At 36.0% G+C, this 13,544-nt stretch carries 12 protein-coding genes and 2 pseudogenes; 6 read left to right on the top strand and 8 right to left on the bottom strand.

From position 1 onward, the window contains the following. Positions 1–159 precede the first annotated feature (159 nt). Positions 160–636 (bottom strand): Cys-tRNA(Pro) deacylase, encoded by a 477-nt coding sequence (ybaK, locus tag ACFWDE_RS09090; protein ID WP_377891642.1) that lies wholly within the window; start codon positions 634–636, stop codon positions 160–162. A gap of 225 nt (positions 637–861) precedes the next feature. Beyond that, positions 862–3,024 carry a serine hydrolase domain-containing protein gene (locus ACFWDE_RS09085; protein WP_377891640.1) on the bottom strand — a complete coding sequence of 721 codons (2,163 nt, stop codon included), beginning with the start codon at positions 3,022–3,024 and terminating at the stop codon, positions 862–864. A 269-nt stretch (positions 3,025–3,293) separates the two neighbouring features. Between ACFWDE_RS09085 and ACFWDE_RS09080 the strand changes: the two genes are divergently transcribed. From ACFWDE_RS09080 to ACFWDE_RS09070, 3 genes are all read left to right on the top strand, one after another. After that, on the top strand, positions 3,294–5,087 hold the full coding sequence (locus ACFWDE_RS09080; RefSeq protein ID WP_377891638.1) for a response regulator: 1,794 nt from the start codon (positions 3,294–3,296) through the stop codon (positions 5,085–5,087). Positions 5,088–5,364: 277 nt separating this feature from the next. Continuing rightward, on the top strand, positions 5,365–6,660 hold the full coding sequence (locus tag ACFWDE_RS09075; RefSeq protein ID WP_377891636.1) for a histidine--tRNA ligase: 1,296 nt from the start codon (positions 5,365–5,367) through the stop codon (positions 6,658–6,660). Positions 6,661–6,823: 163 nt separating this feature from the next. Next, on the top strand, positions 6,824–7,132 hold the full coding sequence (locus tag ACFWDE_RS09070; protein ID WP_377891634.1) for a hypothetical protein: 309 nt from the start codon (positions 6,824–6,826) through the stop codon (positions 7,130–7,132). Between the two features lie 97 nt (positions 7,133–7,229). Here the strand turns inward: ACFWDE_RS09070 and ACFWDE_RS09065 are convergent, their stop codons facing one another. Beyond that, a complete protein-coding gene (locus ACFWDE_RS09065) occupies positions 7,230–7,499 on the bottom strand; it encodes a DUF1292 domain-containing protein (protein WP_377891632.1) in 270 nt (89 codons plus the stop codon). Positions 7,500–7,858: 359 nt separating this feature from the next. Beyond that, complete coding sequence (locus ACFWDE_RS09060; RefSeq protein WP_377891630.1) at positions 7,859–8,911, bottom strand: pyruvate kinase; 1,053 nt, start codon at positions 8,909–8,911, stop codon at positions 7,859–7,861. 270 nt (positions 8,912–9,181) lie between these two features. Between ACFWDE_RS09060 and ACFWDE_RS09055 the strand changes: the two genes are divergently transcribed. After that, positions 9,182–10,855 carry an alkaline phosphatase gene (locus tag ACFWDE_RS09055; protein ID WP_377891628.1) on the top strand — a complete coding sequence of 558 codons (1,674 nt, stop codon included), beginning with the start codon at positions 9,182–9,184 and terminating at the stop codon, positions 10,853–10,855. A 9-nt stretch (positions 10,856–10,864) separates the two neighbouring features. Next, positions 10,865–11,083, top strand: a pseudogene (locus ACFWDE_RS09050) (winged helix-turn-helix transcriptional regulator); the annotation flags it as partial. A 210-nt stretch (positions 11,084–11,293) separates the two neighbouring features. On the opposite strand, the gene ACFWDE_RS09045 reads toward ACFWDE_RS09050, so the two are convergent. Next, positions 11,294–11,521, bottom strand: a complete 228-nt coding sequence (locus ACFWDE_RS09045; protein WP_377891626.1) for a DUF3947 family protein — start codon at positions 11,519–11,521, stop codon at positions 11,294–11,296. Between the two features lie 577 nt (positions 11,522–12,098). Here ACFWDE_RS09045 and ACFWDE_RS09040 point away from each other — a divergent pair. Further along, positions 12,099–12,155, top strand: a pseudogene (locus ACFWDE_RS09040) (exosporium leader peptide-containing protein); the annotation flags it as partial. A 17-nt stretch (positions 12,156–12,172) separates the two neighbouring features. On the opposite strand, the gene ACFWDE_RS09035 reads toward ACFWDE_RS09040, so the two are convergent. The 3 genes from ACFWDE_RS09035 to ACFWDE_RS09025 form a co-directional block, all read right to left on the bottom strand. Beyond that, positions 12,173–12,394, bottom strand: a complete 222-nt coding sequence (locus tag ACFWDE_RS09035) for a hypothetical protein (RefSeq protein ID WP_377891624.1) — start codon at positions 12,392–12,394, stop codon at positions 12,173–12,175. 45 nt (positions 12,395–12,439) lie between these two features. Then, the gene (locus ACFWDE_RS09030) at positions 12,440–12,655 is read right to left on the bottom strand and encodes a hypothetical protein (protein WP_227493876.1); all 216 of its coding nucleotides are present in this window, start codon (positions 12,653–12,655) and stop codon (positions 12,440–12,442) included. A 183-nt stretch (positions 12,656–12,838) separates the two neighbouring features. Then, on the bottom strand, positions 12,839–13,534 hold the full coding sequence (locus ACFWDE_RS09025) for a hypothetical protein (RefSeq protein WP_377891622.1): 696 nt from the start codon (positions 13,532–13,534) through the stop codon (positions 12,839–12,841). Between the last annotated feature and the right edge of the window lie 10 nt (positions 13,535–13,544).

The raw sequence follows: 13,544 nt of genomic DNA, 5'->3' as shown, positions 1-13,544 counted from the left end.
AGATGTTTGTATTCATTATTATTAAACTGAATATTCAATCTTTATTTATTTCATTCATTATGTAAATAAAAAAGGATAATCCGCCCTCATAATGGACTAACTATCCTATAAATTATTATCTGAATTTAATAAAACTAGAACTTCTTTCCCTATGTATATTTACTTCGTTACTTCACCAAACTGCGCTCTCGTCACTTTCGCTAAATCATCCACTTTAAGCTCAATTTGTGCACCAATTTTCCCGCCGCTTACAATGATTGTTTCAAGTGATTGGGCGCTCTCATCAATACATGTAGAAAATAACTTCTTCATCCCTACTGGTGAACACCCGCCGCGAATATACCCTGACACTTTCGTAATATCTTTAACAGGAATCATTTCAATCTTCTTTTCACTTACCGCTTTTGCCGCTGCTTTTAAATTTAGTTCCTCATCTACCGGAATAATAAACACATGATAATCCTTACTATTCCCTTGAGCGATAAGTGTTTTATATACTTCTCTCACTTCTCGTCCAATTTTATCCGCTACTGATACGCCATCAATTTTCCCATCGTTTGAATCGTATGACATCATGGAATATTCAATTTTTTCTTTATCTAATATTCGCATCGCATTTGTTTTATCTTTTTTCATGAGCTTCTCCTTTTAATACATAGAAATTTATTTCACATCATTAATTTTCCTTTTATTATACACCTTTTTCAAATTCTCCTACAAAACTTCACATATTGTTCAATTTAAAGTAAAACTTTAATTATTAGGTTTTGACTCTAAACATTCTCAACTTAAAGGTACTAAGAGAGCAAAAAGAAAACCGACTCTCACCTTCAAATAAAAGGCTTGATGTCGGTTTTACATTTAACGTCCAAACTCCTTATTAAATATTTTATCCCTCCCCTCAATAACCTCCGGACCTACTGCATTGATAGCAGTTACTAAAATATGCTCTCCTCCAATAGGTCCACCGACCCTCGTTTCAAATCCATATGTCCCACCAGCATGCCCCCAATATGATTGTCCGTCCGGTGTTTTTTCTTCATAAATTCCTAGTCCAACCTTACCTATAGGTGAATCTACTGTTTTGAACATCTGATCCATTAGCTCTTGATTTAGAAGCTTTCCACCCAACAGTGCACTGAAGAAGGTAGTCAAATCTTTCACTGTTGAAACCATATCTCCAGCTGCATTCGCCCATGACTGATTTATTTCTGTCAAATCATATAAACGACCCGATCTATCCATATTGTATCCTGTAGCATGTTCACCTGGTATGTGCGGACTTGCTTCCATTACGAATGTCTCTTTTAACCCCAGTGGCTCAATGAATCTTTTTCTAATTTGCTCCGCATACGTATCTCCTGTTACCTTTTGAATAATCTTCCCAGCTATAACAGTATTTGTGTTCGAATAGTCCCAGCCCTCCCCTGGTGCAAATACAGGCGGCTTCGCAAGTGCTAAACTGATAAGTTCATCGGTACTATAGTAACGAAATGGGTTTTGGGGCAGTGTAAAATCTCGCATATCCTTATCTATATTGGTTGCAATTCCACTTGTATGATTCAACAACTGACGAATTGTAATTTTATTTCCATCATATCCGTTACCCTGTACGACTCCTGGTAACCATTTTTCGACTGAATCATCAAGATTTAATTGTTTCTCTTCAGCCAATTGCAGTACAACAGAAGCTGTGAATGTCTTAGTGATACTTCCGATACGGAATGAAAAATTCGGTTCCACTGGGCGTGGTATTTCATAACTTGCCGTCCCTGTAGCATAAGACCACCGCTTTCCATCCTTTAATCCGCCAGCTATAACACTTGGGATTTTTTTATTCGTTACTACTCGATCCATTACGTATTTAACTTCTTCTCTATGATTACTTTTCTTTTCCTTATCCGCAGGTTCCTTTTTTGATTTTTCAGCAAATTCTGAAGCTAATATATTGTTAATCTGTTTTTCTGCTCCTAATACATTAATATTTATCGAGATAACATGTTGACCATCTTCCGTTCCACCAGCAAAGTTAGTAAAACCAGGAATACCACCACCATGTCCCCATACTTCAGTACCGTCTGGCAATTTTGTTGCGTGAATGCCAAGCCCATACTTTCCTAATGGGGTATCAACTGTGTTAGTCACCATTTCCTTCTGTATCTCCGGTGTCAGTAGTTTACCACTTAATAAGGCACGGAAGAACGTTGTCATATTTTCTCCTGTCGAAATCATTTCACCACTAGCATTAGCAACTGATGGATTAAACAAAGTAATATCTACTAATTTATCTCCCGTATTCAAGTAGCCACGGGCATTTTTTTTCGGAATATCCATCGAACTTCCAGGAAGGACTGTTTCTTTTAAACTAAGAGGTTCAATAATTCGTTTTTTTATCTGCTCGGTATATGATTCCCCTGTTATCTTCTGAATAATCAATCCTACAATAACCATATTCGTATTCGAGTATGACCAGCCTTTTACCGGTTCTAATTCTAAGGCACGGGAAATTAATTGTTCCGGTCTATAATTCTCACTTGGATTCTCTATTAATTTCGCTTTAAGATCTGGAGTCAAGTAATCTGCAATTCCGCTTGTATGATTTAATAATTGACGAATCGTAATTTTGTTACCATCATAGCCTTTCCCTTTTATTAGTCCCGGCAACCATTTCTCTACCGTATCATCTAGACTTAGTTTCTTCTCTCCAGCAAGCTGCAATGCAACTGTAGCTACAAACGTCTTCGTTGTGCTCCCGATCCTGAAAGCAGAGTCAGCATCTACCTTATGATTCTTCTCAATATTTGCTTCACCAGAAGCATATGACCAACTAGCTTCTCCATTTTTCACAGTAACAATGACTCCTGGAATATTTTTTGTATCGGCAGCTTTATCGACAACTTGCTCAGTTGATATCTTTTTGTTTACCGCATGTATGTTTCCATGAGAAGGTATCGCTAACGCTCCAACCAATATAGTCCCTGTTAAAGTAAGGACCGTTCCTTTTTTTAAGAAAAATGACTTCATTATACATCGCTCCTATTATTTTGAATTTTTCTGTTGCCTCACTCCCTCACCTTAACTTCAATATTGTTAAATAACATAGTGACAAAATGCTTTAATTTACTCGTGACACTATGTGCACCTCTGTCACATAAAACATGTGATAAACTGTCAACTGCTTCATATGACATGCTTTGTTGTCTGTCTTTCTATTGACGATTTAAAAGATATGTTACATGATGAATCTGAATCATTAGATAATTAATCTTAAAATATAAGTAGGTGCATAATTTATGTTCTCATTCACAAAAAAATGGTTTTGGTATGATTGGATATTTATATTAGTACGAACGTTTTGGCTATTCATTATCATCGGTACTAATTTTATGTTTCCATCATTCATTCATACGTCAAGTATAATCGTACTTGCTCTCGCTTTTGTCGTTTACCTTGTACCATTAATTATTCGATATAAGAAAACAGAATGGTACCCTGCATTCGATATTATCACCGCAGGTTGTTTTTATCTTTATTTAGCATCCGTAGCTCCAAATTTACTTTGGCCTTTCATTTTACTCGTAATCACTATTGGCCTATGTAGTAATCAAAATAATTATATATGGAGCGGTATTTTTTGTGGATTTGTATTCCCATTATTGAACGCCTTGATTGCCGGGCGGTCGCCATACGAAATGATTGTTAGTTGTAGTATCGGTTTTGCCATTGGCGTTTCTTTTAATATATTAATTCAGTATCATAAACAATCTCGAATTATTGAAGAGCAAAAACTACTATTAGAACAACATATTAAAAGGATTGAAGAGCTTACTCTAATAGAAGAGCGTAATCGATTGTCACATGAGCTACATGACACAATTGGTCATACACTTACTTCTCTCATCGCTGGCGTCACATCACTAAAATCATCAGTACCGAATTCACAGTTTGAAAGAATTGATTCACTTATCAGCATTGCTCAGCATAGTCTAGATGACATTCGAAAGCATCTACACGAGCTATCTCATAATCCGCTTAGTAATTCATTAAGTGAATCACTGCAACAATTAACAGAAGAATTTATAAAATCTACAGGTACAACCGTTACATTTCGTACGATTGGCAATGAAACTCTTGTGATGCAAAAAGTGAATTTTTGCCTATATCGTTGTCTTCAGGAGTCGTTAACAAACGCTGTTCGGCACGGTAAAGCGAACACCATATCCGTTCAACTGCATTTCGACGGACAACAACTTCGATTGCAAATTGAAGATAACGGTATTGGAATGGAAGAAATTCAATTTGGCTTTGGCCTCAGTGGAATGAAAGAACGACTTGAACAATTTCACGGTACATTATCTGTTCATTCTAGTACTGAGCAAGGAACATTCATCGTTTGTAATATTCCATTACAAACAGAGTTTGTACATAACATAATTCGCTTATTGGTCGTTGATGATCAGGAACTTATTACAAATAGTTTAGAGCAAATTTTAGAGCATCACACTGATTTTACTGTTGTTGGTAAAGCACACGATGGAGCTGAAGCTTTAAAACTATGTGAACAATTACAGCCTGGCATTGTACTAATGGACATTCAAATGCCAGAAATGAATGGTATTGAAGCTTTACTAGAAATGAAGCGACGTTGGCCTAATATGAAAATTGTTCTTATGACAACATTTGAAGATTCCTTACAAGCAGTAACTGCACTAGAGCATGGAGCTGAAGGTTACATGTTGAAGTCTATTCATCCACAAGAAATGAAGGAAGCCTTGAAGCTTATTTATAATGGTGGGACTTGGATCGATCAATCGGTTGCTACACGAGTTTTCGAGGAAATGAAACTTCAACGTGAGCAATTAGAAAAAATCGGATCGACTAAACAAACTTACCCGTACGGACTTACAAAACGCGAAATGGAAATTTTAGAGCATCTATCAAAAGGATTACGCTATAAATCTATTGCTGCTAAGCTATTTTTATCTGAAGGAACGATCCGTAATTACTGTTCAAATCTCTATTCAAAGCTAGGTGTCAGCAATCGTGAAGAGGCGGTAAAAATGGCACGAACAGAAGATATCTTGTAGCTACTGTGGAATTAATAGGCTTCCCTTTAAAACTGAAAATATTGATATTTCAAAAATCATCTGTTATACTTTGAAAAAAACTTATTAAGGAGAGATTTCATATGTGTACTTTCAATACTTCTTTCCAACTTCATCATCATACGTAACGCCGTGTATCCGAAGAAAAATTTTTCTTCGTGGGTACAGGGCTTTTCCTGTTGACCCACGAAGCGTTCATAAAGCTATGTGGGTATTTTTATACCTGCATAGCTTTTTTTAATTTAAAAGAGGAGTGATTATGGTGGAAATGAAAAATGTAAAAGGAACAAAAGACTATTTACCCGAGGAGCAAGCATTGCGAAATAAAATTAAAAGAGCATGTGAAGATACGTTTGAACGTTATGGATGTAAACCGTTAGAAACACCAACGTTAAATATGTATGATCTTATGTCATACAAATACGGTGGTGGTGATGAAATTTTAAAAGAAATATATACACTTCAAGATCAAGGAAAACGCGATCTTGCCTTACGTTACGATTTAACAATTCCCTTCGCAAAAGTTGTCGCGATGAATCCGAACATCCGCCTCCCTTTTAAACGTTATGAAATTGGAAAAGTATTTCGAGATGGTCCGATTAAACAAGGGAGATTCCGTGAATTCATTCAATGTGATGTTGATATAGTTGGTGTAGAGTCCGTCATGGCAGAAGCTGAACTCATGAGCATGGCGTTTGAACTATTCCGAACGTTAAACTTAGAAGTAACGATTCAATATAATAATCGAAAATTATTAAACGGTATTCTCCAGTCTATTAACATCCCTACCGAATTAACGAGTGACGTAATTTTATCATTGGATAAAATCGAAAAGATCGGGATTGATGGTGTAAAGAAAGATTTATTAGGGCGCGAAATCGCTGTACAAACAGTAGAGTCCGTATGTAGTACCGTTTTATCTTGTATGGAATTTAAGCTTACTGAATTTGAAGAAGCATTTAATAATACACTCGTTACCGAGGGAGTAAACGAATTACAACAATTGCAGCAATACTTACTCGCTCTCGGAATAAATGAAAATACGATATTCAATCCATTTTTAGCAAGAGGACTCACAATGTATACAGGCACTGTGTATGAAATCTTTCTAAAAGATGGCATGATTACATCTAGCATCGGTAGCGGTGGTCGTTACGATAATATTATTGGAGCCTTCCGTGGTGATAATATGAGCTATCCAACAGTCGGTATTTCATTCGGTTTAGACGTCATTTATACAGCTCTATCACAAAAAGAAACAATATCATCTACAGCGGATTTATTTATCATCCCACTTGGGACAGAATTACAATGCTTACAAATTGCCCAGCAATTGCGCTCTACTACTTCCTTAAAAGTCGAACTTGAACTAGCCGGACGTAAATTGAAACGTGCCCTAAACTATGCAAATAAAGAAAATATCCCGTATGTGCTTATAATTGGCGAAGAAGAACTATCTACAGAAACAGTTGTACTGCGGAATATGAAAGAAGGTACTGAATTGAGGATTCCCCTCTTCTCTTTGGAAAATGGCACATTAAATAACTATATGTAATACGAACCACCCTCATTTAGGTGGTTTTTCTATTGAACAGATAAAACTCATTAAGTTTACATAATATAATTATTATAACCATAAGTGTAAATCACAAAAACATATCCACTCACCACTATATTTGGTAATATATTCATATTAACTTATTTAGGAGGCATTTACTTTGAAGGCAGTCGTAAAAGCATTAAAGTGGACTACAGGTATTTCCCATCTATTATTAATTCCTTGTTATTTATTTCAGGGGCTAGTTGACTTATCCGGGATACCGTTTCTTATAGTAATTGCTTTACATATTATTACGATTGTATTAGCTAAAAAGGCAGGTATGAAAGGCTATGCTAATTATATAGGAATCTTGGCTATTCTAGTTGCTTTCTTTCCATATATACAAATCGCTATACATATTATAGCATCTATTTTCCTTCTATTAGATGCAGCTTCCACAAACACAAAAGAAGTTTATGATTCATAGTGGATTGAAAAACAGAAATTAGAGAAAGATTTTTCAACCATATACAAAAAAAGAGGGCAGCTATGCATCTCCCTCTTTTGTCTAACTATTTTTATTATTATTCTTGCTCGTCCATAATCTTCTCAAACGCCGCAGATACTTTTTCAAATACCTCATCATTCTCTATGTATGAGAATTCATTATCTTCTTCTACTTTTAAAAAGAAGATATCAATGTCTTCCTCTGTTTCTGTTTGAATGTCTTCTACAAAGGCAACCGCAATGTATTCTGCTCCTTCGACATCCATCGCTCCAAGCACTTCAACTTCCTGTTCTTCATTATTCTCATCGCTAAGACTAAAAACTTCGCCTACTTCAATTGCTTCCATATTCATTCTCCTCCTATCATACTCTAAAAAATAAAACGTTCAAATTGCACACTTACTAACATATCTTTCCATAAAAAAGTTGAATTCATACAGAAAGAACAACAAATTCTTGCTGATTCAGCAAAAGTATTCAACTATAAGGATATCATTTATGAATAGGAATGAACATATTTTTAATTGGATAACTGGATTAACTAATTTAAAATCCTTCTTTCGATTTTCGAAAAACCTCCATGTTCCATAATGATTCTTTCATATAGGCAGCAGGCATGCCACCTTTCAATCTGTCAGTAAATACTAAAATGGCACCTCATGTTTCCGTACGTTTTTAGGATGAGAGATACATCCTTCTATATAAACTATAGAGACTTATGCAGCAATTCCAGTACATCTTTCATCGCAAAAGGCCCATCTTTTTTCACATGCTCAGCGAATTCCGAAACGAGACGTAACGTTTTCACACTTTCGATTGGATGCTCCCCTGACGCACTTTCAGCAGAAAGCATAACAGCATTCGTCCCGTCGAGTACAGCCTGAAATACATCAGTCACCTCAGCTCTTGTAGGAATAGAGTGATCTACCATAGATTGAAGCATTTGTGTCGCTGTAATTACATATGTATTCGTTCGATTGCACTCACGAATCATCATTTTTTGTAACAGTGGAATAAATTGATACGGCAATTCCACACCTAAATCTCCCCTTGCGATCATAATGCCATCCGCTTCTTTGCATATGTCTTGAAAATTCTCGATTGCTTCCATCGTTTCTATTTTTGCAATTAAACTCGGGGAAATTTCTTTATGCTCTTGTATAAAATCCCGTATTTCTTTTATATGACTAGGTTTTCTCACAAAGGAACACGCAATAAAATCAACATTCTCTTCTAAAAGAAACTGAATATCTTTTTTATCTTTCTCTGTAATAGCTGGTAAACTAACAATTGCACCTGGTAAATTTACCCCTTTATGAGAGGCAATATTTCCACCTGTTTTTATCCTTGTTTCTATTTTGTCCGTACTTACCTTTTCAACAATTAACTCAACTTCTCCATCATTAATAAGAATCCTACTTCCAACTTTCACGTCGTTCGCAATCCCTACATAATCAACACTTGCTTCTTCTTTATTCCCTTCAACTGGATGAGTATGTAAAATAAATAACTCCCCTACTTCAAGTGTAATTTGTTCCTCTTTCATTTCACCCAATCTTATTTTAGGACCTTGTACATCCCCTAGAATTTTAATAGAATCGTCTAACGATTTTACTAAACGAATGATTTCTTTATGACTTTCATGCGTGCCATGTGATAAATTCAACCGTACAATTTTCATACCATTGTTTATTAACTGCGCTAATGTTTCTTCATTATTACTTGCTGGCCCAATTGTACAAACTCGATCAATTGTCATTTTCCCCACCATCCTTTTTTTAATGTTTCCCATAAAATAAAGAGAAGATTCTTTTTATAGGAAAGACCTTATAACTTAAGGATACAAAGATGTTCTATATGAGAAGAAGATTTTGCTGAAGAAGTAGCTTAAATTTAACTTTTCGTGTAAAGCATTTTGACTCCATAGTTATTGTTAGTTTCGTGGCAATAGGGTACTACTAATAATAAATCTTGTTTACATATGAACGTTAGATTGGGATATCGAAAAACAACCTATGGAGGAACCACAATGACTACTCTTCGTAAAAAAATAATGGGACTAACATTAGCGGGAACGGTAGCACTAGGTTCATTAGCAGCAGGAAGCATGATGAACGATAACGAGGTAAAAGCTGCAGTAAAAAAAGCAGTAAAGCCACCTAAAAATGTAATTTTCATGGTTATAGATGGGACAAGCTCTTCTGCTACAACATTAGCCCGGTGGTATAAAGGTTCACCTCTTGCACTAGATCAAATTGTATCCGGAGGTGTTCGTACGTATTCAGCAGAATCAGCTATTACGGATTCTGCACCGGCAGCCACAGCTTTAGCGACAGGAAATAAATCAAATTCAGGCTATGTGGGCGTATTACCTTCTATTGTGAATTCGCCTGGGTTAGAGCCAATTAAAGAAGAATGCAAGTTTCGTCCAGTTGCCAACGTCTTAGAAGGTGCAAAACATTCAGGCCGCGCAACAGGAATCATTGCTACATCAGAAATTCAGCATGCTACTCCGGCTAGTTTCTCTGCCCACCATGCTAACCGCAAGAATTTTGAAGTGCTTGGTGAACAGCAAGTTTATCAAAATATAGAAGTTGTATTGGGTGGTGGAAAGGCAGCACTTCAGCCTACGACAGGCAATGGAATTCGTAAAGACAACGAAGATTTAGTAAAAGTGATTCAAGACAAAGGGTACGACTTTGTCGAAACAAAAGATGCGTTACTAAACTCCAAATCAAAGAAAATCTGGGGTTCTTTCTCTAATACTGCCCTTGCCTTCGATATGGATCGTGAAGCAAATCATCCTGAGCAGCCAACTCTTTCCCAGATGACGAGCAAAGCAATTCAAACATTATCAAAAGATAAAGATGGTTTCTTCTTATTCGTAGAAGGCAGTAAGGCAGATTGGGCAGCACATGCAAATGACCCAATCGGGATGATTAGCGATGTATTAGCGTTTGATGATGCGGTTACAGAAGCGTTAGAGTTTGCGAAGAAAGATGATAACACTATGGTCATTGCATTAGCGGATCATGGTAATAGCGGTATTTCCATTGGTAACAGCAATACAACAAAAGGATATGATACTACACCAGTATCAGCTTACATTGACCCACTGAAAAAGGCGAAAATGACACTTGAAGGTGCTACAAGTAAACTAAAAGATGATTTATCTAATATAAAAGAAGTAGCTGCTCTTTACGGTTTAGACAACCTAACTGATGATGAAAGAATAAAGTTAAAAGTTGCACAAAAGAAAGCTGATGTAGGTCCAATCCTTACTAAATTATTGGCCAACCGTGCGAACATCGGTTTTACAACTGGTGGTCATACGGGTGAAGATGTATTCTTATACTCTTACGGTCCTCAAAAGCCATACGGTTTAGTCCAAAATACAGACATTGCGAAGACAATGGCCAAAGCAATGGGATTTCACTTAGGAGAAATCACTAACAAATTATTCTTAGATGCTGAAACAGCCTTTAAACAAATTGGTGCAGCTGTAACGATTGACAAAAAAGCTACACTAAACCCGGTGTTTGTAGTAAAACGCAATAATACAGAGGCCAAATTGTCTGTTAATAAAAACATTATCTGTATCGATGGAAAAGATTATGAATTAGGAAGCATCGTTGTAGAAAGCAATGGAAAATTCTATGTACCTGAGCAAGCAATTCGACTATTTTTAAGACACTCTCACTAAATTAAAAAAGAATTAAAAAGATTAAAACCTAATATCACTCAAAGAATGTTAACACTGCAACTTAGAGAACTTGAAGCAGATGGTATCGTACATCGAGAGGTATACCGTGAAGTAGAATATTCGTTAACTGAACTTGGCGAGTCACTACGCCCAATGATCCTTTTAATGATGGAATGGCCAACTCATAATATGGAGAAGGTTTTGGAGAGTAGAAATAACACTAAATAATATTTAAAACCTGTAATTAGCCATTACAACCAACTCAAAAAAGATTGCCTCTTAGGATATAGGCAATCTTTTTTCTTTTTTAAAATATGAAATTTATGTTTTTGCAGTCTATCTCCATCAAAGAGCTATTTCTGTTTTGGCATTTTCCGCTATAAAACATATACAGTTTCACATGATAACAATCAAAAATGAATACCATCCTTGTGTAATCTACATCGGGTAATATGATTGTGCTGGGTAATACGCCTGTGGTGGATAATAAGAGTGTAATGAATAATACGATTGTGGTGGGTAATAACTTTGTTGCATTTGTTGTGCTTGTAATGCTTGTTGCTGTGCTTGTATAGCCTGATGAACAGCTTGAATAGTACTTTGCGCAGGCCCATGCCCTCCTAAAGGACGCATTTGCGTTTCAGTGTAAAAATAATTACAAAGCATTCTTTATTCACCTCACCTCTGTAAATATTTTTGTATTCCATCTTTCATACTATGAATATTGAATTAAAGTGGATAATTTATGAAACTTTTCATATTCAGGCTGTAGTTGGCTTATCCTCTACAGCCTTTTTATATCCCTAATCCCTTTTAAATGACCCTCAAATAAGATTTTTGTTAAAATCTTACATAAATTTTAATTTTGATGTATAATGAAAATATCTATATATTAGGAGTGTTTAAAATGTTAGAAACCATAATAATCTGTCTATATATTGTTTTCGGTATAAGTGCAGTATTTGGCTTAATAAAGGAATTTCAAAAGCCAAAGAAAAACCAATTTTTGATTTTATTTGAATCTCTAATTTTGATAGGAGCTATATTTTTAATAGCTAATATCTTCATCTAAATTACATAACGAGAACTCTCCAGGGAGTGAAGCAGCTAGCAAAAACTAACTGCTTTTTTAATTAAAATAACTATTTAGTTAAATTTAATAAATATACTCGCTTGTCCATTTCACTTTGTTCTACTTTTGCATTTACTATTAGTAATACGAACTTTTCAGAGGTGAAATATAATGGACGATTTTTTCTTTTCTGCTGCGCTAAATCCAGGTTTAATTGGGCCTACCCTTCCACCTGTTCAACCCTTTCAATTTCCTACAGGTCCTACCGGGAACACTGGTGCTACTGGTAACACCGGGCCTACCGGCAATACTGGACCTACTGGCAACACCGGGCCTACCGGTAATACTGGTCCTACCGGCAATACTGGGCCTACCGGTAATACTGGTCCTACCGGCAATACTGGGCCTACTGGATTTAATCTTCCTGCTGGACCTGCATCTATTACCTTAACTTCTAACGCAACCACAGCGTGTGTATCCACCCAAGGAAATAATACTTTATTTTTTTCAGGTCAAGTATTAGTAAACGGTAGTCCTGCTGCAGGGGTAGTAGTCAGCTTTTCATTTAGTAACCCTTCTCTTGCTTTCATGGTTCCTCTTGCTACCATCACCAATGCTTCAGGTAACTTTACCGCTGTATTTCTAGCCGCAAATGGACCTGGAACAGTAATCGTTACCGCTTCACTTCTTGATTCTCCTGGAACAATGGCTAGCGTCACAATTACCATTGTTAATTGTCCGTAATGGTTTTATTTTTATCATTGGGATGTTCCTTTCAAATGAAGTCTTTATTTCTTAACACCCACCGAAAATGAACAGTAACTAAAAAGATTTAGATAGAATATGGTGAACCCCATATTCTATCTAAACAAACTAAGAAGGCCTACTCATACGAGTAGGCTTGTTTGAAACTATGAAAGCTTCGTCAATAACTGATTTAAATCTTTTTTCGTTTTCGTCGTTAATGACTTCATTTTATTAACATCTATCTTTTCTTTTTCCGCTCTTATAATTAATGGATACAAACTTTGTTCAATTGTTTTGTATTCAGTTGGATGTGATGCTTCTATATCTTTTTCAATTACATCCCACTTCTCATTAATTTGTTTTCCAAGTTTATTTACTGTTTCTAATTTAGGATTTGCAGCTAATTGCTTGTCTAAGCTTTCAATTAATGTAACGACTTCTTTTACATTTGCTTTCACAGCGACGTTTTTCTTCGGATCTTTCGTTGTCTTTCCATTTGTCGTTTGGTCTGTCGTTTTTCCGCTAGTTGATTGATCTGTTGCTTTGCCACTAGTAGTTTGATCATTCGTTTTTCCTGTCGTTTCTTTTTCTTTTGTTGTTTTGCCGTTACTTTCTGTTGATTCTTTCGTATTTTTTGCATCCTTATCTGTTTTTTCATTCGAAGAAGTATTTGTGTCTTTTTCAGTATCTTTCGTTGTTTTTGACGCTTCATCTGCACTTGTCGTTTTTGATTGCTCTTCATTTTGTGCAGTTGCCTGATCCTTCTTCGCTGCATCTTTATCTGTGGAGGTACTACAAGCTGCCATTGTAAGCATTGTACTAATTGCTACTGATGCGATAGCGACCTTTTTCATTTTCATATAAATCCCC

Origin of the sequence: Bacillus sp. NPDC060175 (assembly GCF_042728695.1) — a bacterium.
Lineage (GTDB): Bacteria > Bacillota > Bacilli > Bacillales > Bacillaceae_G > Bacillus_A.
The sequence above is the reverse complement of the archived record's forward strand: the minus strand, read 5'-3'. Positions and strand labels throughout refer to the sequence as shown.

Excerpts from the sequence above, each read along its gene's own strand:
- ACFWDE_RS09055 (WP_377891628.1), top strand. The coding sequence starts at position 9,182 with ATGACTACTCTTCGTAAAAAAATAATGGGACTAACATTAGCGGGAACG.
- ACFWDE_RS09025 (WP_377891622.1), bottom strand. The coding sequence starts at position 13,534 with ATGAAAATGAAAAAGGTCGCTATCGCATCAGTAGCAATTAGTACAATG.
- ACFWDE_RS09060 (WP_377891630.1), bottom strand. The coding sequence starts at position 8,911 with ATGACAATTGATCGAGTTTGTACAATTGGGCCAGCAAGTAATAATGAA.
- ACFWDE_RS09075 (WP_377891636.1), top strand. The coding sequence starts at position 5,365 with ATGGTGGAAATGAAAAATGTAAAAGGAACAAAAGACTATTTACCCGAG.
- ACFWDE_RS09080 (WP_377891638.1), top strand. The coding sequence starts at position 3,294 with ATGTTCTCATTCACAAAAAAATGGTTTTGGTATGATTGGATATTTATA.
- ACFWDE_RS09045 (WP_377891626.1), bottom strand. The coding sequence starts at position 11,521 with ATGCTTTGTAATTATTTTTACACTGAAACGCAAATGCGTCCTTTAGGA.
- ybaK (WP_377891642.1), bottom strand. The coding sequence starts at position 636 with ATGAAAAAAGATAAAACAAATGCGATGCGAATATTAGATAAAGAAAAA.
- ACFWDE_RS09065 (WP_377891632.1), bottom strand. The coding sequence starts at position 7,499 with ATGGAAGCAATTGAAGTAGGCGAAGTTTTTAGTCTTAGCGATGAGAAT.
- ACFWDE_RS09030 (WP_227493876.1), bottom strand. The coding sequence starts at position 12,655 with ATGGTAATTGTGACGCTAGCCATTGTTCCAGGAGAATCAAGAAGTGAA.
- ACFWDE_RS09085 (WP_377891640.1), bottom strand. The coding sequence starts at position 3,024 with ATGAAGTCATTTTTCTTAAAAAAAGGAACGGTCCTTACTTTAACAGGG.